Source organism: Saccharibacillus sp. CPCC 101409 (genome assembly GCF_030518235.1).
Taxonomy (GTDB): domain Bacteria; phylum Bacillota; class Bacilli; order Paenibacillales; family Paenibacillaceae; genus Saccharibacillus.
Genome location: NZ_JAULSA010000003.1, coordinates 451,026 through 475,571 on the forward strand (window position 1 = coordinate 451,026; position 24,546 = coordinate 475,571).

General features: G+C 62.0%; 17 protein-coding genes. 8 read left to right on the top strand and 9 right to left on the bottom strand.

Annotated elements, in window-relative coordinates; genetic code table 11:
• Positions 1 to 82 precede the first annotated feature (82 nt).
• Positions 83 to 754 (top strand): NAD(P)H-dependent oxidoreductase, encoded by a 672-nt coding sequence (locus QWJ34_RS09860; protein WP_302727375.1) that lies wholly within the window; start codon positions 83 to 85, stop codon positions 752 to 754.
• Between the two features lie 536 nt (positions 755 to 1,290).
• On the opposite strand, the gene QWJ34_RS09865 is transcribed toward QWJ34_RS09860, so the two are convergent.
• Positions 1,291 to 2,757: an aminotransferase-like domain-containing protein gene (locus QWJ34_RS09865; protein WP_302727377.1), complete on the bottom strand. Its 1,467-nt coding sequence runs from the start codon at positions 2,755 to 2,757 to the stop codon at positions 1,291 to 1,293.
• A 204-nt stretch (positions 2,758 to 2,961) separates the two neighbouring features.
• Between QWJ34_RS09865 and QWJ34_RS09870 the strand changes: the two genes are divergently transcribed.
• Positions 2,962 to 3,597 (top strand): LysE/ArgO family amino acid transporter, encoded by a 636-nt coding sequence (locus tag QWJ34_RS09870; protein ID WP_302727379.1) that lies wholly within the window; start codon positions 2,962 to 2,964, stop codon positions 3,595 to 3,597.
• A 412-nt stretch (positions 3,598 to 4,009) separates the two neighbouring features.
• On the opposite strand, the gene QWJ34_RS09875 is transcribed toward QWJ34_RS09870, so the two are convergent.
• Complete coding sequence (locus tag QWJ34_RS09875; RefSeq protein WP_302727381.1) at positions 4,010 to 5,515, bottom strand: alpha-amylase; 1,506 nt, start codon at positions 5,513 to 5,515, stop codon at positions 4,010 to 4,012.
• A 460-nt stretch (positions 5,516 to 5,975) separates the two neighbouring features.
• On the opposite strand from QWJ34_RS09875, the gene QWJ34_RS09880 reads away from it, so the two are divergent.
• Positions 5,976 to 6,578, top strand: coding sequence for a nitroreductase family protein (locus QWJ34_RS09880; RefSeq protein WP_302727383.1), 603 nt, complete (start codon positions 5,976 to 5,978; stop codon positions 6,576 to 6,578).
• A gap of 102 nt (positions 6,579 to 6,680) precedes the next feature.
• Here the strand turns inward: QWJ34_RS09880 and QWJ34_RS09885 are convergent, their stop codons facing one another.
• Complete coding sequence (locus QWJ34_RS09885; RefSeq protein ID WP_302727505.1) at positions 6,681 to 7,610, bottom strand: DUF72 domain-containing protein; 930 nt, start codon at positions 7,608 to 7,610, stop codon at positions 6,681 to 6,683.
• A 220-nt stretch (positions 7,611 to 7,830) separates the two neighbouring features.
• Between QWJ34_RS09885 and QWJ34_RS09890 the strand changes: the two genes are divergently transcribed.
• Positions 7,831 to 9,111: a DUF1835 domain-containing protein gene (locus tag QWJ34_RS09890; RefSeq protein ID WP_302727385.1), complete on the top strand. Its 1,281-nt coding sequence runs from the start codon at positions 7,831 to 7,833 to the stop codon at positions 9,109 to 9,111.
• A gap of 98 nt (positions 9,112 to 9,209) precedes the next feature.
• Here the strand turns inward: QWJ34_RS09890 and QWJ34_RS09895 are convergent, their stop codons facing one another.
• The 3 genes from QWJ34_RS09895 to QWJ34_RS09905 form a co-directional block, all read right to left on the bottom strand.
• Positions 9,210 to 10,709, bottom strand: a complete 1,500-nt coding sequence (locus QWJ34_RS09895; protein ID WP_302727387.1) for an amidase — start codon at positions 10,707 to 10,709, stop codon at positions 9,210 to 9,212.
• A 459-nt stretch (positions 10,710 to 11,168) separates the two neighbouring features.
• Entirely contained in the window at positions 11,169 to 12,830 is a 1,662-nt protein-coding gene (locus QWJ34_RS09900) for a histidine kinase N-terminal 7TM domain-containing diguanylate cyclase (protein WP_302727389.1), read from the bottom strand.
• Positions 12,831 to 12,970: 140 nt separating this feature from the next.
• The gene (locus tag QWJ34_RS09905; protein WP_302727391.1) at positions 12,971 to 13,480 is read right to left on the bottom strand and encodes a cupin domain-containing protein; all 510 of its coding nucleotides are present in this window, start codon (positions 13,478 to 13,480) and stop codon (positions 12,971 to 12,973) included.
• 265 nt (positions 13,481 to 13,745) lie between these two features.
• Between QWJ34_RS09905 and QWJ34_RS09910 the strand changes: the two genes are divergently transcribed.
• Entirely contained in the window at positions 13,746 to 14,339 is a 594-nt protein-coding gene (locus QWJ34_RS09910) for a TVP38/TMEM64 family protein (protein WP_302727393.1), read from the top strand.
• A 200-nt stretch (positions 14,340 to 14,539) separates the two neighbouring features.
• Entirely contained in the window at positions 14,540 to 16,663 is a 2,124-nt protein-coding gene (locus QWJ34_RS09915) for a glycoside hydrolase family 36 protein (protein ID WP_302727395.1), read from the top strand.
• Between the two features lie 473 nt (positions 16,664 to 17,136).
• On the opposite strand, the gene QWJ34_RS09920 is transcribed toward QWJ34_RS09915, so the two are convergent.
• A complete protein-coding gene (locus tag QWJ34_RS09920; protein ID WP_302727396.1) occupies positions 17,137 to 17,313 on the bottom strand; it encodes a CsbD family protein in 177 nt (58 codons plus the stop codon).
• 685 nt (positions 17,314 to 17,998) lie between these two features.
• On the opposite strand from QWJ34_RS09920, the gene QWJ34_RS09925 reads away from it, so the two are divergent.
• The gene (locus QWJ34_RS09925) at positions 17,999 to 19,558 is read left to right on the top strand and encodes an ATP-binding response regulator (protein ID WP_302727397.1); all 1,560 of its coding nucleotides are present in this window, start codon (positions 17,999 to 18,001) and stop codon (positions 19,556 to 19,558) included.
• Between the two features lie 588 nt (positions 19,559 to 20,146).
• On the opposite strand, the gene QWJ34_RS09930 is transcribed toward QWJ34_RS09925, so the two are convergent.
• Entirely contained in the window at positions 20,147 to 21,886 is a 1,740-nt protein-coding gene (locus QWJ34_RS09930) for an HNH endonuclease (protein ID WP_302727399.1), read from the bottom strand.
• A 60-nt stretch (positions 21,887 to 21,946) separates the two neighbouring features.
• A complete protein-coding gene (locus QWJ34_RS09935) occupies positions 21,947 to 23,311 on the bottom strand; it encodes a TrkH family potassium uptake protein (RefSeq protein WP_302727401.1) in 1,365 nt (454 codons plus the stop codon).
• Positions 23,312 to 23,495: 184 nt separating this feature from the next.
• Here QWJ34_RS09935 and QWJ34_RS09940 point away from each other — a divergent pair, with 184 nt between their 5' ends.
• Complete coding sequence (locus QWJ34_RS09940) at positions 23,496 to 24,446, top strand: 1,4-dihydroxy-2-naphthoate polyprenyltransferase (protein WP_302727506.1); 951 nt, start codon at positions 23,496 to 23,498, stop codon at positions 24,444 to 24,446.
• Positions 24,447 to 24,546: the final 100 nt, after the last annotated feature.

The window sequence follows — 24,546 nt, forward strand, 5'->3', positions numbered from 1 at the left end:
AGTAACCGGTTCGGTTATCGGTTTATCAATCGCCGTGCGCATCGACCGCTGCGCGCAACTTTGAGAGGATGACATTTACCCGATGAGCAGCGAAACGACAAGACAACAAATCCTGGACGCATACCGCTTCAGACACGCAGCCAAATCTTTCGATCCCGACCGGAAGATTCCGGCCGAGGAATTTGATTTTATTCTGGAAACGGGCCGGCTGTCGCCGAGTTCGATCGGTCTTGAGCCGTGGAAATTCGTCGTCGTGCAAAGCCCGGAACTGCGCGAGAAGATCCGCGAAGTTTCCTGGGGGGCGCAGGGGCAGGCTCCGACAGCCAGCCACTTCGTCGTGATTCTGGCCCGCCGCGACGTACGCTACGATTCCCCGCATTTGGCCGAGCATATGCTCAAGGTCAAAGGCTACCCGGAAGAGCTGGTCGAACGGATGACGTCCAGCATCTATAAAAGTTTCCAGGAATCCGACTTCGACCTGCGCGACGAGCGCAGCCTGTTCGACTGGGCATCGAAGCAGACATATATCGCGCTCGGCAATATGATGACGGCCGCCGCGCAGATCGGCATCGACTCCTGCCCGATCGAAGGCTTCGACCGGGTCAAGCTGGACGCCGTGCTGGACGAAGCCGGCCTGCTGGAAGGCGGCGCTTACGGCGTCAGCGTGATGGCCGCGTTCGGCTACCGGAACCCGCATAAAGAGCTTCGCCCGCAGACGAGACGAACCAAAGAAGACGCGGTCCGCTGGGTTTGAATTGGACCGGGGAGCGGGCGGAAAAAGGCTTCGGAACTATGTTCCGAAGCCTTTTTCGTGCGCCGAGCAGTCTGCTTTTCTCCGCGAAATGAGTGTAAACAACAAAGCAGCTCCGCAAATACCGCTATTATCGAAGAAGCGCTGGCCGATTTGGTCAAGTGCATATTAGGTGTACAAACGAGACGGCTCGTCGATCCGGCGGCGAGATCGGAAGGCGCCGCCGCCGCTCAAGGCTGAAGGGGAGCACCGGGGAGGCTCAACAGATGTTGACGCCAAGTCAGCATTTGAGCGATAAATTCGAGGATCGAACGAAAATGCTGACTAAATGTGCGCATTAGGGCGTGAAAATCGCAAAAAACGACGATTCGTTCGTAAAATGCGGACTAAAAGTCAGCATTTTTCCGTACCGTTTCTTTTTCAGCCCGAAATGCGGACTAAATGTACACATTTTCCGCGGAGCTTCAAAGGACCTGCACGATGGGGGCGTAAAAAGAATGCCCGGCTGCCCGGCTTCGCAATTGTGAAGTCGGACCGGCTCAATCGTCCGCGGCCTCGGCGCCGGTCTTGGCCTCCGCCTCGGCCCGCAGCGCTTCTTCCCGCAGGGCGGTCAGCCCCGCGATCGTCTCCGCGCGCGACGCATAAGCGTACGATAAGCGGATATGATGCAGATCGCCGGGATCGTAGATATAGCCCGGATTGATCAAGATCCGGCGCTCCAGCAGACGCAGGAAGAAAGGTTTGTCCACGATCGGGCGGCGGAATCGCAGCCAGATATAGAAGCCGCCTTCCGGCGGCGTCCACTGCGCCAGTTCGTCGAATCCCAGGCGGCGCAGTTCTTCCTGCGCGAAGTCGGCTCTTGCCCGAAGCTCGCCGCGCAGCGACTCCAGATGGCGCTCGTACAGGCCGGTTTCCAGCCAGTGCGCGGCGATGGCTTGGGAAAAGGCGCTGGAGCCGTAATCCGTCTGCATCTTGACGTCCGCCAGCCGGGCGGCGACCGGCGAAGGCGCGACGATCCAGCCGATGCGCAGCCCCGGGCTGAGCGTCTTGGACAGGCTGCCCAGGTACAATACCTGGCCGGACGTATCCGCCGACTTCATGGAAGGCGGCGGCGGATCGAAGGTCAGGTCGCGGTAGACGTCGTCTTCGACGATCGGAATCCGCAGCTTGGTACAGGCGGCGTAGACGCGGTCGCGTTCCGCCTGCGTCCAGCAGCGTCCGGTCGGGTTGTTCAGCGCCGGAATGGCGTAAAGCAGCGACTGGCGTCGGCGTGCGATGCGCGCAAGCCGCTCCTCCAGCCCCGTCCCGAGTTCCGCGGGGAACAATCGCATGCCGACGGACTGAAACGGATGCACGGAATTCAAATAAGTGGCCGGCTCGTGGAACACGGCCGAGCCTTCTTCCAGCAGCCCGACGGCAATCAGCTGAAGCGCCTGGAGCGCGCCGGACACGATGCAGATATTGTCCGGCGCGGCCTGCACGCCGCGTTCCGCCAGATAGGCGCACAGCGCGCGCCGCAGCCGCAGGCTGCCGAGCGGCGAAGAATAGCCGATCTCCTGCGGATCGATCTTGATCTCGCGCAGCGAGTCTTCGATCGCCGCGGCCGGCAGCAGGTCCGGCGACAGCTCGCCGGTGCCCAGCCGGATAAACGACGGGTCCGGCTCGCTGTCGTTGATCAGCCGGATCGTGTGCCGGTTCGGCCGGTGCACGCCGGCGCGGATATGCCGCTGCCAGTTGGGCTGCGCTCTCTTGAGCAGCGAATTCCAGGCGCCGCCCGAGACGTAGACGCCGGAACCCCGGCGGGCTTCGAGCAGCCCGTCCGCTTTCAATTCGTCCAGCGCGGCCTGCACCGTGCTGCGGTTGACGCCCCAGCGCGCGGCCAGCTCCCGCTGGGCGGGCAGACGGGTGCCCGCCGCCCAATCGCCGGTCTCGACGCGCTCGGCGATCCAGCTTGCAATCTGGCGCTGCAAAGGCAGGTGGGGATGGGGAGAAGGTTTCCAGTCCATGGCGGACACGCTCCTTTGCGAATAGGATCGGATTCGGCGGAACGGCACCCTGTGCGAAATGGGCGCGGCAGGCCGTATCGAAGAATTGGATGGGCGAAAAACCGTCCAATTGGCCGTTTTCTTTTGCTCCCGGCATCGTAACATGGAAGCAGGGCAAATGAAAACCGTAACCGGCCAAGCCGTACGCAAAAAGGAGTCGATCCAATGGAAGCCGTGCTGCACGGACTGATCCTGGCCTTCGGGCTGATTCTGCCGCTCGGCGTGCAGAACGTATTCGTATTCTCGCAGGGAGCGGCGCAGCCTTCGCTGCTCCGGGCGCTGCCGGCCGTGCTGGCCGCGGCGCTGTGCGACACGCTGCTGATCCTGCTGGCGGTATTCGGCGTATCGGCCGTCGTACTGAAGTTCGACGGGCTGCGCCTGGCGCTGCTGCTGGCCGGCGTGCTGTTCCTGCTCTATATGGGCCTGTCGCTCTGGCGCGCGAAGCCGGCGGCCGCGGACGGCGCCGAAGCGCGGCCGTTGGCGGCCCGCAGGCAAATTCTGTTCGCGCTGTCGGTCTCGCTGCTGAATCCGCACGCGCTGCTGGATACCGTCGGCGTGATCGGCACGAGCGCGCTGGCCTATTCCGGCGCCGCGCAGCTGCGGTTCGCCGCCGCCTGCGTCGCGGTGTCCTGGCTGTGGTTCGCCGGGCTGGCCGCCGCCGGATCGGCGCTGCGCCGCCTGCGCGGAGCGGACCGCGTCATGACGCTGTTCAACAAAGCGTCGGCGCTGTTTATCTGGGGAACGGCCGCGTATTTGCTGACGGGGCTGATCCGCGAAGCATCGCGGCGCATGGGCGGATAAGGCAGGGACAAGCAGGACGAAGCCGAGCGGAAAAACGGCAAAAAACCGTGAACGGCCGCGGCGCGTCTCGATGCGCGCGGCGTTCACGGTTTTTTTTATCTGGGAATTTGGGGTGCGGCACGGGTACATGCAGCATCGGGTCTGCCGATCGGGATGGAGAACGATACCGACTGTGTGCTAACGGAGCGACAGGATGCTCAGACGGGAAACAACCTGTTTTCCAGGCGCAACCGCGCCGTTCGGAACGTCCAAGCGCCGCTGCCCGGCTGAGCCTGGGCGGCCGCAATCCGCGTTCCGCCGCGCTTTGGCTGTTTTTGCAGCGTCCCGCAATCCGCGTTCCTCCGTTTTGCCGTTTCGCCCCGCTCGAGCAGCCGCGCGGCTCCGATCCGCCTCGTCTCGCCTTCGCCGAGCTTTACTCCCCGTCCGTCGGGCTGTCCGCCGCGCAGTCCATCGTGCCGTCTTCTTCCGGCAGGGCCCACACGGACACGCTGCCGCCGTTGACCGGGAAAGTGGCGAAGCCGTCTTCTTCGATCACGATCTTGTCTTCGCGCGTGTTGGTCAGGTCGATCCACTCTTCGCCGGCGCGTTCCGGTCCTACGCACATGCGCTTCCCGCCTTCGTCGCCGTTCGAAATCACGACCGCGCAGCCGGAGCCGATCACTTCTTCGGCGCCGCGGCGCACCCAGCCGATCGTGTTCGGATGGTCGAAGTAGTCTTCCTGCTCGCCGTACGCTTTCTGGCAGCGGGCGTACAGCAGCGGGTCGATCGCCTGCTTTTTGCCGTCGATCGGATTCTCGCCGCCGATGCCGAAGTAATCGCCGTAGAACACGCACGGATAGCCGTCGCGGCGCAGCAGGATCAGCGCGTACGCGCTCTGCTTGAACCAGTCGTCGATCCAGGATTCCAGCGACTCGCCCGGCTGGGAATCGTGGTTGTCCACGAATGTAACCGCGTTTGTCGGGTGCGTCTGCACCAGCGTGTCGTCGAAGATCTTCGTCAGGTCGAACGCGCTGCCGGACTGCGAAGCTTCGTGCAGCTTATAGTGCAGCGATACGTCGAACAGATCGATCCGGTAATCGACGGTATCGAGGAATTCGCGGCAGGCGTTCAGGTCGTTGTTCCAGAATTCGCCGACGATATAGAAGTCCTCGCCGCGCTTGCGGATCATTTCGCCCGCGAATTCGCGGATAAAGTCGTGGTTGATATGCTTGATCGCGTCAAGGCGGTAGCCGCTGCACTGGAGCGTGTCGACGAGCCAGCGTCCCCACTCCATCATTTCCTCGCGGACTTCGTCGTTTCGGTAATCGAGGTTCGCGAACATCAGGTAATCGTAGTTGCCGAACTCGTTGTCGACTTTGTCGTCCCAGCTGCGGTTCTCGTCGCCGAGGCGGTAGATGCCGTTATTGCCGGTCGCGTTGTCGAAGTCGGTGCCGTTGAAGTGGCGGGAATCCCATTTGAACGCGGAATACTGGTCGCCCCGGCCCGGGAACGTGAACTTGGTCCAGCCTTCGATCTCGAACGGCTCCTCGGAAATGACTTCGTTGCGGTTGTTCGGATCGACTTCGACCACTTTGAAGCGTTCGGTTTCGTCCGCGCCGGCTTTGTGGTTCATGACCAGGTCGACATACACGGCTACGCCGAACTCGTGACAGGCCGCGATCGCGCTTTTCAGCTCGTCTTTGGTGCCGTATTTGGTGCGCACCGTGCCTTTCTGGTCGAATTCGCCGAGATCGTACAGGTCGTAAATGCCGTAGCCGGTATCTTCCGCGGATTGTCCTTTGGTGACGGGCGGAATCCAGACGGAATCGATGCCCTGCTTTTTCAGCTCGGGGGCCATCTCCTTCAACCGGTTCCAGTGCTGCCCGTCCGCGTCCACATGCCATTCAAAAAACTGCATCATCGTATGATTTACGGTCATAACAAAAAAAAGCCTCCTCGTAGTCTGGATTCGCGTAGTGTGCCGCCTATTCGGTTTTGGAGCCGAAAGTAGGGTCGATAGGTGCAGGAAGGAGGCCGCGGGGAGCGCCTCTTTTATAGTTGCAAATAAGGATAAGGCCGAGCGGCCATCCGGAAAGTCGAACGCGGTAAATTCGTTAGCCATACTGCTAGCTATTCAGGAATAATACAAGTTACCCAAAAGGACGGGGGATTTAAACGATGGGCGGGCGATTTTGAAAAGTAAACATTCCGATAACGTTTCAACGCAAAAAGCGCGGAGGCGCGGCGGGATTCGAAAAGGCGAACGCCGAAGCGGAGAAATCGAACAAACTGTCAAAATTCGCCCGCGATGCTTGGAATGCGCCGAAAAAAGGTAATGATAAAGTGGGCTTGCTTTCGCGGTTGTCCGCGGAACAATCATCAATGAGGAGGCGTTCACTTTGACGACCGAACAAACACTGGAACTGATTAAAAACAGACGCAGTATTTACGGAATCAGCAAAGAACAGACAGCATCCGACGAGCAAATCCGCGAATTGATCGAACAGACGCTGCTGCATGTGCCGTCGGCGTTCAACTCGCAAAGCGCGCGCATCGTGGTCCTGCTCGGCGAGCAGCACGACCGTCTGTGGGACATCGCGACCGAAGTGCTCAAAGGCATCGTGCCGGAAGGCAATTTCGCTTCGACGCAGGAGAAAATGGACAGCTTCAAAGCCGGCTACGGCACCGTGCTTTTCTTCGAGGACGAATCGGTGATCCGCGGCATGCAGGAGCAGTTCCAGCTGTATCAGGACAAATTCCCGGTCTGGTCGCAGCAGTCTTCGGGCATGCACCAGTACGCGATCTGGACGCTGCTGGAAGGCGAGGGTTACGGCGCTTCGCTCCAGCATTACAATCCGCTGATCGACGAGAAAGTCAAAGCGGAATGGGACATCCCGGCCAGCTGGCAGCTCGAAGCGCAGATGCCGTTCGGCAAACCGACCGCGCCGGCCGGCGAGAAAGAATTCAAGCCGCTGGAAGAACGGTTGAAGTGGTTTAAGTAAGCCGCAAGGCAGGACCGTGAACGAATAAGAACGACTGCAAAAAAGCAGCTTCGGCGATCCGTGGATCGGACAGCCGGGCTGCTTTTTATGATGCGTATCGATTCAGTCTTGAAAAAGGGTGTCCGGCGGATCGGTTTCACCGCCGCCGCTTTGTCCGTCTTCGGACCGGGCATCGCCGCCGGCCCTGCCGGTACCGCCGTCCGCCGACGAGGTCCCGTCCGGTTCGCGCTGGCCGAGCAGTTCCATCAGCTCCAGCGCGTTCGGCGTGGCGTCTTTGGCCGAGTTGTTGTTGAACACGACGTAGACGTGCTTGCTCTGCTTGTCCAGATCGAGCAGGATATCGCGCCACTCGCTCAGTTCTTCGGTGCTGTAGCGGTACAGGTAGCGCAGCTTGCGCCAGTTGGGATCGCTGCTCTTGTGCCAGCCGCCGACGTTGCGCCCGTGCATCCGGACGTAGGTGGCGTCGTCGCTCGTCGCGCGCGCGATGATCGGGATCGAGCCGCTGCCGGCCTGCGGTTCGTCGACGACGGTCTGCACCCAGCCTTCTTTGCGCATAAAGTCCAGCGTTTTCTCGCGAAACTGCGGCGAGTACCACGACTGGTGCCGGAATTCGAGCGCGCACGGCACGTCTTTCATAAACTCGCGCGTCACGCGCAGCTTCTCCACGTTCTCGCGGGTGCAGTCGAACCAGGGCGGGTACTGGAACAGGGTCATGGTCAGCTTTTTGGCGTCGATCACGGGTTCCAGGCTGGTATGAAAAGCGGCGAACATTTCTTCGGCCGTATCGAAGTAGTTCTTTTTGCCGCGCAGGTGTCCGGTCATGCCCTGATAAGCTTTAATTACGAAGCCAAAGTCGTCCGGCGTTTGCGAGACCCATTTTTCATAATTCTTGACGGGCTGAATCGCGTAAAACGAGCTGTCCAGCTCCACGATCTTGAACGCCTCGCTGTAAGCGGGCAGCCGCTCTGCGGGCTTGAGCTTGCCGTACAGCTCGTCGTGGTCGCTGAAATTGGTCAGTCCGATGGTGATGATGGGGATCTCCTCCTTATGGCCGTCATTCTCGCGCGGAGAGCCGGCGGCCGGTTCTCCGTCTTGTTAGATACTTAAACGAAACGGGGGAGGGGCAATCGGGGGGAGATGCGCGATTCGCGGGCGGAACGGATCGCGGGCGGATGCAATCGACTGCGCGCAGCGGTTAGAATGAGTAAAAAGCCGTATACGAATAGGGCAGGGAAGGATGGGGAATGCAGGGATGGGGAACGGAGAGGGAGCGCGGAAAACAAAGCTTGAAGAGCCGGATCGAAAGCGCCGGCTGCTTGAAATGACGGCGGGGATGAACGAAGATCAGCTGCGGGCGGTATTGGATAAGCTGCTGGGCGGAGAAGAGGCGCTGCAGGCAGAGACGGGGAACGGCTTCGGGCCGGAAGCGTTCGGAGCCGAGAAGATTGAAAACGAAGCGTCCGGGGTCGGAGTCGGGGACTGGAATACGTTCCGCCGGACGCTGCTTGAGCGGGAACCGGGGTTGAGTGCGGCGGACGCGCTGGAGCGCGTCCATATCGTGCCGAGCGATTCGGCGGCGGCCGGCCTGCGTCAGGCTTTGCAGCCGGAGATCGAGTCCGGGCGGGAGCGGGTGTATGCGCTGGGCGACAATTTGTCCTACGGGCCGATCCGGGGATTGGACAGCCGGGAAGGCGGCGGGAACGAGGAAAACGGGCAGTACGAAGAGTCCGGAAAGCATGAAGGCGGTTGGATCGATCGGCTGGGCTGGCTGGAGGAAACGGCCGGGCTGGGCGATGCAGAACGGCGGCGCGGGCTGGACGGCGATTACCGGCTGCTGGCGGAACTGCCGGAACGGCTGTCTGCCGATACGGAGATTGTGATCTGGGCGGCTGGAACGGCGGCGGATCAGACGGCGCTGCGGCTGGTGTTGTTCTTGTTCCGGCATTTTGCGGGCACGGTTCGGATCGTGGACGCGCTCGACGTTTACGGGCGGCTGCAAAGCCTCGGACGCATCGGGCGAAAAGGGATTACGGTTACGCATCTGCACAGCGGTGAAATGATGCCCGACGATCTGCGCGCGGTGTGGCAAGCGGCGTCCGGGATGACGTGGGAGAAGGCGGCGCGGCTGAAGGAGCCGGGAATGCTACGCGACGGGAAAGCGGTGGAAGCGGAGGACGAAGGGCTTATTTCTATCGCGCTGCCCGGCGAAGAGCGCCGCAGGTTGGAACGGGAATGGACCGCTCTGTCGGTGGACGGCGCTACGCTTCGGACGTATCGGGACGGCTCCGTGGTCGCGGTGCCGGAGGATTATTACGACGGTTATCTGCTGGAAACCGCGGCGGAAGTCTGCGGTCCCGGCGGCGAATACCGCAAAGCGGCGCGGGTCGTCGGGCAGGCGATCGGTTACTCGGAGGAACACTTGAGCGACGGTTTTCTCAATCACCGGCTGAATATGCTCGTTTACTCGGGCAAACTGGAGTTTCGCGGCGTGCCCCGGCTGATGCGGATGTACGAAGTGCGGCCTGTACGGTAGGCGGCTGGAAGCGGGAAAAGCCGCGGGAGAGTGAAAGAAAAGCCGTTTCCGGGCCGAAGATCTCGGCTGGCGGAAGCGGCTGGCGCTCTGCTTAAAAGCTAAGGCAGCATCGGATTGCCCTGCATCCCGACCCACAGCTCGGACTGCTCCAACTGTCCGGCGACCCGCAGCAGCAGATCTTCGCGGCCTTTGGCGGCGATCATCTGCACGCCGAGCGGCAGTCCGTCCGCCGTCAGGTGCAGCGGCAGGCTGGTCGCGGGCTGGCCGGTCAGGTTGGCGAGCTGGGTGAACGGCGTATAGGTCAGGCTGCGCTCGAAAATGTCGTACAGCATCCGGCGCTGCTCGTCTGCCGAAAGTTCGCTGACTTTCATCCACGGCGCGATCTCGTCGGGCTTGTGCGTCAGCTCGCCTACGCGGGGAGCCGGATAAGCCGTCGCCGGAGTGACGTACAGATCGCAGCGCAGCGAAAGTTCCGCCATCTGGGCGGCGGCGACGTCCCATTCGTTCAGGCTGTGCACGAACTCCGCCGCCGAGACGTTTTTGCCGGCTTCGGCGAACACCCACGTGATGATGTCCACTTCGTCCGGACGGATCGGCCGGCCGAGCATCTGCTCCAGCGTAATGAACATGGCGGATACTTCGCCGGCGTTCATCGTGTAGTAGTTCTCCATCAGGCGCACGCCGTTGACGGGGCTGAGCTTCTCTTCGACTTCGTGGCCCCGGTCTTCGAGCCACCGGACGGTCTTCATGACCGCCGCCGCGGCGTCGCCGGACACCGGCGTGCCGACCGGCGAAGCGGTCGTGAAGGCGATCCGCAGCGGACGCTCGTGCGGCGTCCGCATGTCCCTGGCATAGACGCCCGGGTAGAGGGGCGTCTGGAACGCGGCTTCCGGCTGCAGGATTTGCAGCAGATCCAGCAGCGCGGCGCTGTCGCGCACGGTGCGCGACAGGGCGAAGTCGATCGACGCGCCCTGCCACTGGCGGCCCACTCCGGGGCCGACCGGCGTCCGTCCGCGCGTCGGTTTGAGGCCGAACAGGCCGGTGAACGACGCCGGGATGCGGATCGAGCCGCCGCCGTCGCTCGCGCCGGCGGCGGGCACGATGCCCGAGGCGATAGCGGCCGCCGCGCCGCCGCTGGAGCCGCCCGGGGAATACGCCGGATTCCACGGATTGCGCGCCGGGCCGTGCAGCGCCGGCTCGGTAATGTTCTTGAGGCCGAACTCCGGCGTGTTCGTGTGGCCGAGCGGAATCAGTCCGCCGGCCCGCAGGCGGGCGACGTAATTGGAGTCGCGCCGGGCGATATTGCCTTGAAGCAGCCCCGAGCCGGAGGTCAGCGGCTCGCCGGCCAGCGCCTGCGAGATGTCTTTGAGCAGGTACGGCACGCCGGCAAACGGCCGCTCGGCGGTAGGAGCGGGCATGTCCGCCGCTTCTTGCAGCGCGGCTTCGCGGCGCGTGCGCACGACGGCGTTCAGGGACGGATTGACTTCGTCCAGCCGCGCGAACGCCGCTTCGGCCAGCTCGGCCGCGGAGACTTCGCGCTTGGCCAGCAGTTCCGCCAATCCGACGGCGTCGTAGTTCGAATACTCTGGAAAATTCATGGATTCAGCCTTCTTTCTCTGGACTTGTTGCATAAGTACAGTATGCCTCAAGCAGCCGGTGCGCACAAAGCCCCATAGCAGCGAAGCGGCACGGCAGTACGGGAAAAGCAAATGCAAAAATCCACTTTATTTATCGCGGCCGGCCGCCGAATAAGCAAAGAAGTGCAATCCTCCACTTTAATTCCGTCATACGCTTCTTTCCGAAGCTTTGCGGACGAATAGAGTGGATTTTTGCACTTCATCGAGTATTTGGCGGGCTGTCGGGCGGATTAAAGTGGATTTTTGCAGTCCGACAGTCGGCGGCTTTCCGCACAGGGCGCGCGGCCCTGCTCAAGAGCCGGCCATGCCCGGGGCTTCCGGCGCGCGGCCCCGCTCAGGAGCCGGCCATACCCGGGGCTCCCGCTCCGGGGCCCGGCTCAAGCGCCAGCCGCGCCAGCCGCGCCTGCTGCGCGGCCTCGCTCAGGCCCCGGCAGCGCCCACCGCGCTCCCGGCACCCGAGCCGCCCGGCTCCTCGCCGAAGCCCGCGGCCGGCGAGGAGATCCGCGTCGCATGCCGCGTGCCGTCGTCCTCGCCGGCGATGCGCACGGCGTTGCGGCCGCTGCGCTTGGCGCGGTACATGGCCTGGTCGGCCATCTTGGTCAGCGCGCCGAGCGGCTCGCCCGGGCGAGCTTCGACAAGGCCGAAGCTGGCCGTGACCCCGATCGGGCCGGACTCCGTCATCAGCGGCCCGGAAGCCAGTTCGCGGCGGACGCATTCCAGCAGTCCGTAAGCTTCTTCGATCGTGCGGTCCGGCAGGCACAGCGCGAATTCCTCGCCGCCGTAGCGGCCGAACACGTCGCGGTCGCCCAGATAGATCTTGCAGGCGTGCACGACGTGCCGGATCACCAGGTCGCCCACATCGTGGCCGAAGCCGTCGTTGATCGACTTGAAGCGGTCGATATCCAGCAGGGCGAAGCAGAGCGGCCGGCCCGCGCGGCGCGTTTCTTCCACCAGGTCTTCCGAGCGTTCCACAAAGTACGCCCGGTTGTAGATCTGCGTCAGCCCGTCGTGCGTGGCGAGCCGCTCCAGCTTGCGGTGCAGCAGCACGTTCTCCGTCACGTCCAGCACGACGACGGTCCGTCCGGTGAACGCTCCGCCGCGCCGGTACACCGGAGTGGAGCGGATGCGGTAATAATGCGTGCCCAGATCCGTCATCCACTCGATCTGCCGGTCGTCGTCTTCCAGGAAAGACATATCGGCGTCGCGTCCGTGCAGCCGCTCGCGCGGAAACGAAGCGGCCGCATTTTCGCCGATCAGCTCCGCGTTCAGAAACGGAAACAGCTGCGAAGCGGCTTTGTTGTAATCCGCGATGCGTCCGGCCGGATCGATCACGATCACGCCGTCGCGCATGCTGTCCAGGATATTTTCCCGGATCACGGAGGTCGACGTCAGCATGCCCGCGGACAGGATCGCCCAGCAGTACAGAATATTGGTGAGGCTCATCACGGCCGGCACGGGATCGATATGGAAAGGAGTCAGGTTCAGCACATACACCAGCGAAGCGCCGATCGGCAGCAGCAAACCGACGAACATCGTCGCCGTCTGCTTGCGGTATACATTGAGCGTCTGGCGCATATGCCGGGCGAGCAGCCACATGCCCACAAGGCCGCAGCCGAGCGTATAGCTTCCGTTGACGACGTACCAGAGGCCCATCGTAATATCCGCGAGCGGCCAGGGCGTTCCTTCGCGCAGCTGGATCCCTTGATAAACAAGGCCGTGCCGGTCGTTGGTCAGCATGAGCAGAGTGGTGATTGCGGGAAGGATGAGCAGGAGGACGGTCTTGCGCGAGGCCAGCATCTTCTCGCGGCCGATGTAGTGGAGGACCACGATCAGGTTAAGCGCCGAGATAAAGGGAAGCCCGAGGTATTCGATCGAGATCCAGAACTTGATTTCCCGCAGCGACGTGCTGGCCAGTTCGAACGAACTGCCGAACGTATACAGCGCCGTGGCTGCGGACATCAAGACGAACCAGCGCATGCCGGAGAATCTCGTTTTTTGAAAACCGGCGTACAGGGCCAGCAGAATACTCAGCACGCCGGAGATGGCGAATAATACGATAAAAGTGGAAAAAGCGGTATTCATGAACGTCCGGGCTCCTGTCCGTCGAATATGGTTGCGTCAACATATTGCGGCATAGTCCGCAATTTCATGCAAATCATACCATAAATCCGAGCGGAAAAGAGTGGGCCTGCCAATTATTTCGATATAAAACTATACAATTTTTAAACGTTCGGCCAGTTCTTCGTCAGCGGACCTTCGTCCCCGTACACGGGATCGGTGCGCGGCAGCGGCACATGCGCGATTTCTTCGATCGCCTGTTCGCGTTTGCCGTCGTTTTCGATGCGCGTATTGTAATCCGTCCCGTCCGGATAAGCGCCCACAATGCGGAAGTCGCCGCTCGACGTAATGCGCTTGTGGCCGGTGCCGGCCGGCAGAACGATCACGTCGCCCGCTTTGAGATCGAACGAGCGCCCGTTTTCCCCGCCCAGCCGGATCAGGATCGTGCCCTGCGTCACGCCGAGCACTTCGTGCGTGTTGCTGTGGTAATGATGGTAATCGAATACGCCGTTCTCCCAGCTGTTCCGCCAGCCGTGGCTGTTGAACACCGATTCCGTCCACTCGGCCCGGTCGCTCAGCGCGCCGGGATACAGGATCACCGGCAGCTTGGGATTATTGGGAATGATGCCGTCGTCTTCAAAAGTAAAAAACTGCGCATCGCGCTTGTCGTTCATCTTAAACGCCTCCGTTTCGTCATGTCGGCTCGTCCGCAAAAAAGGACCTCCGCTTCTGTATTCGCCTGTCTGTTATTACCCGAAGAGCGGCCCGAAACCGGCGGCATTACGGAAAAATCCATAATTTTGCGGCCTAAAAATCCGTTTAACCGCTATAATAGCGAAGATGCCGTCCCCCGTCCGCCCGATGCCGCGCTTTAAGCAGACGTTCGGCTTGCCGCCGGAAGCGAAGCGGGACGGGACCCAAGAAAGGGGCGAAAGCCGTTTGCTCAACCTGCTGTCTTACATAACGGAGGAGAATCTGTACGAGTGGCTCGAACGTTTTCGCGAGCTGGGGCCCCTGCCCGGGATTTTCCTGACGTTTCTCAAATCGTTCGTACCGCCGCTGCCGACCGCCGTGATCGTGGGCGTGAACGCGGCCGCGTACGGCTTATGGCCCGGTTTTCTGTATTCGTGGATCGGACTGGTGGCGGGCTGCATGACCACGTTTCTGATCGTGCGCAAGGTGGCGTCGCGGCCGTACTTCCTGCGCTGGGCGGAACGTCCGAAAGTCCGGAAAAGTCTGCTCTGGGCGCGCCGCAACGCCGTCAGCTTCGTCTTTATGCTGAGCATGCTGCCCGTCGGCCCGTTCGCGATCGTCAACACGGCCGCCGCGATCGCGCGCATGCCGAAACTGGCCTTTTTCCTCGCGGTGGCGGGCGGCAAAGCGGTGATGGTGCTGGCCGTGTCGTACGTGGGGCACGATCTGGGCCGGTTCGCGGAGCGTCCGTACGAGCTGCTGTACGTCGCCGCATTCCTCGCGCTGTCGTTCTGGCTGAGCCGGCGGGTGGAGGCGTATTTCACGCGGCCTCCGGCCTGAGCGTTCAGCCGCTTGCGTCAACGCTGGCGCTTCGTATTCGCTTCGAGCGGCTGCGGGGCGTTTTTTGGCATGGATCGGAATCAAAAATAAAGCGTTATCATCAGCGGTGGGCTGCGGTATAATACGGGATATGAACAGACGCTTTCGTCCGGATTTTTCAAAAAGCAAAGCCGGTGAAGCGAAGAAGGGGGACGCGGTAAATGGAAGAACGGCAAAGCGGATGGGGGCAAAGAATCGCTTTTTCCGAAAACGGTTTAAACGTCGTGCTGGAGGTAACGGAGAAGGGGGATGTGCGGCTGCTGCACGTCGGCGTGCTGCCGTACGACGATTTGCGGATCGCAGACAAGCAGCGCGAGGGCTTCCGTCTGCTGGAAGTCCAGCTCAGCGGCGAGGACCGGGACGAGTATCACGGACGCAGCCACCGGGCTTCGTATCCGGGCCTGCGCATGACCTACAGCGGGCATGCCATGGAGCGGAACGATCTCGGCCTGCGCTTTACCGTGGAGATGAACGATCCGCAAACGGGGCTGAAAACGGAGTGCCGCTGGCAGTTTTACGACGGTCTTCCGGTGCTGCGCGCCTGGACGACGCTCGTCAACGAAGGCGCGGAAGATCTGGGCGTGGAGTACGTGTCGTCTTTTTCGCTGAACGGGCTGGCGAAGGAAGGCGCGGGCGACCAGGACGACAAAATGAAGCTGCATCTGGCGCACAACGGCTGGCAGAGCGAGGTGCAGTGGCGCAGCAATACTTTGCCGGAGCTGGGATTGTCGCATATGACGGACCGCAGCTCGAAAAGGGTCGCTTTAAGCAATACCGGTTCCTGGGCCGCCGCCGAGCATCTGCCGATGGGGCTGCTGGAGAACGAGGAAGCGAACGCGACGGTCTTCTGGCAGATCGAGCATAACGGATCGTGGCACTGGGAGCTGCTGAACCAGTTCGATCATCTGTCGCTGCTGGTCAGCGGCCCGTCGGAGCACGACCACGGCTGGTGGAAAAATTTGCGGCCGGGCGAGTCGTTCGAAAGCGTACCGGTGGCGGTCGGATTCGTGCGCGGAGGCTTCGAGGAAGCGATCGGCGGGCTGACCCGCTACCGCCGCCTCATCCGCCGCCCGAATACGGACAACGAGAAGCTGCGCGTTATTTTCAACGACTATATGAACTGTTTGTGGGGCAATCCGACGACGGAGAATCTGCTGCCGCTGATCGACGCCGCCGCGGACGTGGGCTGCGAATATTTCTGTATCGACTGCGGCTGGTACTCGCCCGGCAAATGGTGGGACGGCGTCGGAGAGTGGCTGCCGTCGGAGGAGCGTTTTCCGGAAGGCATCAAATACGTGCTCGACTATATCCGCGGCAAAGGCATGATTCCGGGGCTGTGGCTGGAGATCGAAGTGATGGGCGTCAACAGTCCCAAGCTTGCGCAAACGGACGACTCCTGGTTCTTTATGCGGCACGGCAAAAGGGTCAAAGACCGCAGCCGCTACCAGCTCGATTTTCGCACTCCGGCCGTCGTCGCCCATGCGGACGAAGTGATCCGGCGGCTGGTCGAAGATTACGGCGTCGGCTATATCAAAATGGACTACAATATCAACGCGGGGCTCGGCACGGAGACGGGCGCGGACAGCCTGGGCGAAGGGCTGCTCGGGCACAACCGGGCGTATCTCTCGTGGATCGACCGCGTGTTCGGGACCTATCCGGAACTCGTTATCGAAAATTGTTCCAGCGGCGGGATGCGCATGGATTACGCCATGCTCAGCCGGCACAGCATCCAGTCCACGAGCGACCAGGAAGACTACGTGAAGTACGCGCAGATCGCGGCGAGCTCGCCGGCGGCGCTGACGCCGGAGCAGTCGGCGATCTGGTCGTATCCGCTGCGCGAAGGCGACGACGAAGAAGTCGTGTTCAACATGGTGAACGCGCTGCTGCTGCGGGTGCACCAGAGCGGGCATCTGGCGGAGCTGAGCGCGCCGCGCCGCGAGCTGGTGCGCGAGGCGCTGGACGTGTACAAGTCGATTCGCGGAGACATTCGCGAATCTCTGCCTTTTTGGCCGCTGGGGCTGCCGAAAGTCGAAGACGGCTGGGTCAGCTTCGGCCTGCGCCGGGGCGGCAAGCGCTATATTGCCGTATGGCGGCTGGATGCCGCCGACAGCGAAGCGGCGCTGCCTCTGCCCGGCATGGCCGGGAAGGCGGCGGACTGCCGCCTGCTGTATCCGCAGGGCCGTCCGGGCGGCTCATGCGCCTGGGACGCGGAAGCGGGCGCGCTCGACGTGACGCTGGAGCGGGAGCGCACGGCGCGGCTGTTCGAGGTGCGGGAAGCGGAATAAGCGGAATAAGCGCCTTCTTTTTACGCTCCCGCCGTGCAAGTCTTTTGAAGCTCCGCAGAAAATGCTGACTTTTCGTCCGCATTTCGGACGGAAAAAGAACAGGCACAGGGAAATGCTGACTTTTCGTCTACATTTTACGAACAAACCGTCGTTTTTCGCGATTCTCACGCCCCAATGTACACATTTAGTCAGCATTTTCGTTCGATCCTCGAATTGTTCGCTCAAATGCTGACGTGGCGTCAACATTCGAGGTGCATCGCGGGTGCTCCCCTTCCCGTTTTTAGACCCAAATATGAACTTGGCCCAAAGAACGAAAAAAGCGCGCATCAAAAAGGCCGCATCCCGGTATCGTGCCGGGGGCGGCCTTCGTCGTGCTTCGAACCGGAACCCTGGGTCCCGGCCGCTTCCGATCGGCTCGAAAGCGTTCCTGTTGTGTGCAGGTCCGTTATACGTATGGAGATTATCGAATCGTCTTAATGACGATCCTTCAAATCGCCGATTTTGTCTTGAACCGCGCCTTTGGCTTTGTCCGCTTTGCCTTCGGCCTGCAGACCCGGATCGTTCTTGGCATTGCCGATCTGATCCTTGATTTCGCCTTTGGCTTTGTTTACGCCGGCTTTGATTTTATCGCTCATTCCGTTGTCGCTCATTCTAAACAGCTCCTTCGTAGCTAAGGGATAAATTCTTTTGTTGTGAAGCTATGTATTACTTACCCCGGCAGGGGATTTTTCAAACGGAAAGCGCTTTATTTACACGCGTGTTTAGGACGATCAATTGTTTTGATTGGACGGAGCCCCCCGGGTTGGTGGTATAATGATTGCAAACATTACGGTCGGCGAAATTCAAAAGCTTTTTGCCGGCAGCGGACAACCATCATCACTAGTACCCTTTCAACTCTTAATCACAGGTTTACGTTCATCGGAAACGCACACGGTTCAAGCGGGTTTTCGATGGGCGTAACCCAACCTCTCAAGCGGTCATGGTACTTGGAACATGCCTAATCGGAAGTAGACGGCCGGGAAAGCCGCCGATCGGCTCGACCGTTCCGCACGGCCCGCGGCCGTAAGCGGACACCGTCCGGGAACATGACATCCGCGCGCGGAACGTTCTTGGCCGCGCAGCGATCCGGATGACCGATTCGACGCCCGTCCCGATTCGCCCGGCTTTGCTTGTTTGCTTCAGTTCCCCCGCTTTTCCTTTTCATCCATGCGACCGCCCCGGCAGATCGAACCGGCAAACGGCTATTCGATTGCCTTTCCGCCCGTGTTTGCTTCCGTTCGATTGGAACGGGCGTCTTGAATCATCCCATTTCCGCTGAAAGCAGGTGAAAGCACAATGGAATACTCCGAACATGTGAATGTTTGCTTGTCCAAGCTGCCTCCGACGGCCAAAGAACTGCTGGCTCTGGCAGCGGCGGCCGTGAATGCGGAAACGCTTTTCGTCGCCAAACAGACGGAAACGGAACGGTACACGCTGGTTTCGTGGGGCGAAGAACGGGAGGGCATACGCAGCGGGCGGGCGCTCAGGCTGCCGTCCGAAAGCGCAGAAAGCCGCCTGATAACCGTCGAACTGCCTTTTACCTGCGGCAGGCAGCACGGCGTCCTGGGCGCTCTGCGCGCCGGGAAGCCTTTCGGCGAGGCGGAGCGAACCGCGCTGGAACGTGCGGCTTCCCTGTTCGCGAGTCTGGTGGAATCCGAGCATCGCGAATCGATCCGCAAACGCGAGGAAGTCCTGCTCCAGAGCCGCAAGAACGCGCAGCTGGCAGCGCAGAATACGGGCGAGCTGCTGGCGATGATGGGGCACGAGATCCGGACGCCGATGAACGGCATCGTCGCCATGTCGCAGCTGCTCAAAGAAACCGAGCTGAACGACGAGCAGCGGAATTACCTGCAAATTATCGAGGACAGCCAGCAGTCCATGCTGGAGCTGGTCGGCAGCATTCTCGATTACGGCAAACTGGAAGCCCGCCAGGTCAAGCTGGAACCCGAGCCGATGGATCTGATCGGGGCGCTCGAAGATACCGCCTACCAATTCGCGGCCAAAGCGGCGCAGCGGCCCGAGCTCGAATTGACGCTGAACCTGGATCTCGATCCCGAATTGACCCTGATCGGCGACGTGCGCAAGATCCGTCAGGTGCTCGGCAATCTGGTCAGCAACGCGATCAAATTTACGGCCGCCGGCGAAGTGCGGATCGCCGCGCGGCGGCTCGAAGGCGACGAGCCCGACCGGGCCTGGATCGAATTCCGCGTCAGCGATACCGGCATCGGCTTGTCCGAAGCGGGCATCAAGCAGCTGTTTCGCGACTACTCTCAGGTGCATCGGCCGGAAGAAGGCGATTACGGCGGCACCGGCCTGGGCCTGTCGATCAGCAAGAAGCTGGTCGATCTGATGGGCGGCCGGATCTGGGCGGAAGGCCGCAAAGGACAGGGGACGAGAATGACGTTCGTGCTGCCGCTGAAGATCGGGCGGGAAGCGAAAACCGGCGGAACGTCCGGAACGCCCGAAACCGAGCTGCGCGGCAAACGCCTGCTGATTGCCGCGGGCGGTCCCGGCACGCGCCGCGCGCTGTCTCTGCTGACCGAGCGCTGGGGGCTTGAAGTCCAGGCGGTATCCAGCGGCGCGGAAGCGATCGACGCGATCGTCCGGCGGAAGCCGTTCGATCTCGTACTGAGCGAATGGGACATCGAGGAAGAAGCGTCGCGGCTTGCGCGGACGGGGGAGGCCGGCCGGGAACCGGCGCCGCTGCTTCTGCTGCTGCCGTTCACGCACACGGAAAGCACCTCCAGACGAGGCCGCTCCTCCGCCCTCACGCTGACCAAGCCGGTCCGACAGAGCAGTTTGCTGTACGCGCTGCGAACCGCCTGCAATCTGCCCGCCGACCAGCACGCGAAGTGAAAGGCGGAATTCAAAGGGTCGATCGCGCGAAAAGGCGGAAATCCGCAGCGAATCCTGCCCGGCTCCGCGGCCGCCAAAAGTCTCGCCGTGATATTTGGCGGGCGCGGGCAGCGCAGTTCCGATATAGGCCGCCGCATCGTTTTTTGAAATAAGCGCGCAGGTACATCTATTTCGTTCAAACTGCGGCTTTATTTTAAAATAAGCGCACACGTACACTTATTTTGCGGAAAAAGCTCCATAAAGACGCCGAAGCGATGAATTAGATGTACGTGCGCAGCTGTTTGTTCGAAAAGCGGAAATGCATCGAAAATAAGTGCATATACGCCGTTATTTATAAGCAGAATGGATGGCCGTGCAAAAAGAAGACCGTGCAAAAAAAGGACCGTGCCGAGAGCCGCGAGAGCGGGAAGGCGACGGTCCTTTTTTGATGAAGCGGGGTGCAAAAGAGTCCGGGCGTGTTAAAAGCCGCTCGGGTTCGGGCATGCGCCGATCGCTGCCGGCCGTTCAGCGGCTTCTGTTTGTGCCCGTTTCGGCCGCGAGATGTCCGGGTCGGGCGTCGGGATGGCGCGGACGCGCATCGCAGGCGCGCTAAGGCGCGGCGTGTCCGGCCGGATTGCCGGCCTGCGCGTCTTCCGCGTCCGGCGGGAACGGTTCGGCGTCCTCCATGAATTCGTCGAGGTCGCGGTCCGCTTTGTTCTGGTTGCAGAGCATGCAGGCGCAGACGCAGTTCAGCGGCGTCGTATGGCCGCCTTTGGCGCGCGGCAGCAGATGGTCGATCGTATCGCCGTATTCGCCGCAGAAGTGGCAGGTATACCGGTCGCGCTCCAGGATATAGCGCCGGAACGAACGATTTGTATACAGGCGCCGGATCGTAAAGCGGTTCACCACGACCGCCGCGTGTTCGCGCACCAGGCAGCGCGCCATCTCCAGATCGGTATCCTGCTGCCAGCGCCGGCCTTTGTCCGTGCGTCCGCGCATGCGGATCGTTCCCTGTCGCGTGGGCTTCAGCTCCGCTTCGCGCGTCGGCGCAAGCAGCGCCGACGCCGGCGGCTCGGGCGGCGGCCGTCTGACCCGCCGCTTGGGCGCCGCCGGTTCGACGGCCTCGGCCTCCGGCGAAAGCGCCGGAGGCCGCCCGCCCGCAGGCGGCGCCCCGGCGGCGTCCGGGCCGTCCCCGGCCGCCCCGCGCCGCTGCTTGCGGCAGTCGCGGCAGGCTCCGCGCCGCGACTCCGCGCCGGACTTCTTGCCCGTCCGGCGCAGAAAGTCCGTCAGCGGCTTCGCTTCGCCGCAGTACTGGCAGACCTTGACGCCGCCGCGGGCAGCGGCGTCCGGCCCCGGCTCGCCCGCGCTGCGCCCGGCGGGCGGCGCTTCCGCGGCAGCCGCTTCGCGCAGGCTGCCGGCTTTGCTCGCGGCAGCCTCGCGCGAGCTTCCGGCCTCGTCCGCCGGCACAGGCGGAGCCGGCGCGTCAGCGGCTCCGGTCGCGACGGAGACCGCGCCCTGCGGCTTTTTCTTGCGCCGCCGGCCGCGTTTGCGGCCGGCGGGCGCTTCGCCCGGCGCCCCGGCAGCCGCGCCGGGCGTGTCCAAACCGGCAGCGGCTTCATCCTGCGCCGCCGGCATTCCGTCTTCGCGTCCGACCTCTGCCGCATCTGCGCCGCCGGAAGTCCCCGTACTTTCTTCGCCGGGGCCTTCCCGCTCCCCCCGGCGCCGTTCGCCTGCGCCGAGCGGCGCGGCTTCTTGACTTTCCGCCGTCCGTCCGGCTTTCATATAGACTTCCGCGTCCAGCGCCGCTTGGTCCTCAAGCGCCTCGGCCGTATACGCTTCGCTCCCGCGCGGTTCCGCCGCCGCGCCGCCGGCTCCGCCGATCACGCTCCCCGGCGCTTTGACCGCGCCCTGGGCGGCCCTGCCGCCGCGTCCGCGCTTGCCGCGGCTCCGTTTGCGCGGGCCGGCCGGCTGCGCGGCCGCCGCTTCTTCGGATCGCGGCCCGCCTGGAATCGCTTCGCCGCCTGTATCGCCCTGCCGCGTTCCGGACGGCGCGAAGCCCTCCGCTTCTTCTTCCGCGCCTGCCGCGTTCGCTTCGCCCGCCGCGCCTGCGGCGGAACCCGCCGATTTGGCGCTTCCGCGCTTGCCGCGTCTGCGCCGCCGGGCGGCTTTGGGCTTCGCGCCTTCGGCAGAACCCTCGCGTTCGCCGGCAGCCGCCGGCTCGATCGGTTCTCGTTCTTCGGTCCGCGTCGTCTCCGTTTGCTGCTCATTCGTCCGCGCGGAATCCTGCGGCGGGTTCGCCGGAAGATCCGCTGCGGCCGCGCGACTTTGTTTGCTTCGTTTGCGGCCCATCTTGTGTTCCTCCTTTCTTTGCATAAGCGTGTTCAAGTAAACGTATCGGTTCCCGGCCTGTTACCCGATCGTGATCTTGCCTTCCGGATAGCGGAACGGTTCGTTGTCCATTTTCGGCGTCAGTGTAAAAGCCAGCGTGATCGGACCGAGGCGGCCGACGAACATCAAGGCGGTGATCAGGATCTGGCCGAACGGCGTCAGTTCCGACGTCAGTCCCATCGAGATGCCCGCCGTCGCGTAAGCGGAAGTCGTTTCGAACAGGATGCCCAGAAACGAGTAATGTTCGGTGACCGACAGAATCATGGCCGCGACGACGATCAGCAGGAAGGACAGCAGCGAGAACGTGATCGCTTTATAAACGCGGTCCTGCCCGATCCGGTAACGGAAGAACACGATATCCTGTCTGCCGCGGATCATCGATACGACCGCTCCGATCAGGATCGCGAAAGTCGTGACTTTGATGCCGCCGCCCGCCGAGCCCGGCGCCGCGCCGATAAACATCATAATGACGATAAAGAACTGCGTCGCCTGGCGCATCGCCCCCACGTCGAGCGTCATCATGCCGGCGGAGCGCGACGTGACCGACTGGAATACCGACGCGAAGAATTTGCCGGAGAAATCCAGCGGTTTCAGCGTGGCCGGATTGGAAAACTCGAAAATAAAAATAACGATCGCCCCGACGACCACCAGCAGGACGGTCATCGACAGAACGACTTTGCTGTGCAGGGAAAGCTGGCGTTTGCGCGGAAAGTCCAGCAGGTCGGCGATCACGATAAAACCGATGCCGCCCAGCAGGATCAGCGGCATGGCGATCAGGTTGACGAACGGGTCGTCCACATAGTGGATCAGGCTGCTCGCCTGTCCCTCGATCGCGCCGAACAAATCGAAGCCCGCATTGTTAAAAATGGAAATGCTGTGGTAAGCGCCGAAGTAAGCCGCCTGCCCGACCGGCATTTCGAAAGCGAACCGGACAAAAAGCATGAGCGCGCCCGCGGTTTCGATCACGAGCGCATACAGCAGCACTTTGCGGATCAGCCGGACGATGCCTTCGGTCGAACTCTGGCTCAGCGTTTCCTGGAGGATCAGCCGCTCGCGAAACGTGATGCGGCGGCGGAACACGAGCGCGATCAGCGTCGCCACGGTCATGAAGCCGAGTCCGCCGAGCTGGACCAGCCCGATCAAGACGAGTTGGCCGAACACGGTCAGGTCGACGCCGGGATTCAGCACGGACAAACCGGTGACGCAGGTGGCCGAAGCGGACATAAACAGCGCGTCGGGGTAGGACATGGAATGTCCGGACGCCGAAGCGGCGGGCAGGGACAGCAGTCCCGAACCGACCAGGATCATCACCAGGAAGCCGGCGGCCAGCACCTGCGGCGGATTGAGCCGAAGCAGCGGATTGCGGCTTTTTATAGGTTTAAACATAAGGGTTCTTCCTCGCGTTGTCAGAGATGGGATGTCCGATTCATTGTATTACCGGCCTGTGCCAAAGTAAAGGCGGATTCGGTGTCTACCCGGTGACGAAGCGCCCGGCTCCGTGCTAAGATGGGAAATCGGAATAATCGTCCGGAAGCGAACGCGCGGCCGGACCCGGAAAGGAGACCTTATGCTGACTGTTCGAAGCTTCCTCGATCTGGTGGAGATCCGCACCAAAGTGGCGAGCATGCTGCCTTTTACGCTCGGCACCGTTTACGCGCTGCTGCGATTCGGCGAATTCCGCCCGCTGCATTTTGCGCTGATGCTGGTCTCGCTGCTGTCGTTCGACCTGGTCGTGACGACGATGAACAACTTTTACGATTATCGCAAAGCCGTGCGCACCCACGGATACGGCTACGAGGAGCACAACGCCATCGTCAAACACAAGCTTAACCCCTGGCTGGTGCTGGCGCTGATCGCGGTGCTGTTCGCCGCGGCGGTGACCGCCGGCATCCTGCTTGTGCGGGAAGCGGGACTGCTCGTGCTGCTGCTCGGCTTTCTTTCGTTCGGCGTGGGCATCCTGTATTCGTTCGGTCCCGTGCCCATCTCGCGGATGCCGCTCGGCGAACTGTTCTCGGGCCTGTTTATGGGCTTCGTCATCACCTTCGTATCGGCTTATATCCAGGTCGCGCCCGACCGCATCGCCTCATTGTCTTATATCGGCGGCTCGATCGAAATCCATGTGAACCTGCTCGAAGCGGCGCTGCTGCTGCTCGTCTCGCTGCCCGCGGTCGCAAGTATCGCCAATATCATGCTCGCCAACAATATTTGCGATATGGAGGAAGATGTCGAGAACAGCCGTTATACGCTGCCCGTTTATATCGGCCGCAGCAACGCGATCCGGCTGTTCCGGGCGATCTACTACGTTTCTTATCTGGATATCTTCGTCCTGCTGTGGCTTGGCGTGCATCCGCTGCTGATCCTGCCGGTTCTCGCCACGCTGATTCCGCTCACGCGCCATATCCGCGCGTTCGCCGCGGACCCGTCCAAGCGCCGCACGTTTATCCTGTCGGTCAAAAATTTCGTGCTGCTGACCGGCGTGCGCGTACTGGTCGTCGCGGCGGCGGCCTGGATCGTGCACTGAACGAGCGCCAATCGTCGCCAAAAAACAAAAACCGCCCTCTCCGGCAAGCGGATAGGGCGGTCTTTCTGCTTTCCGGACAAGCGAAAAGGCTTGATGCGGC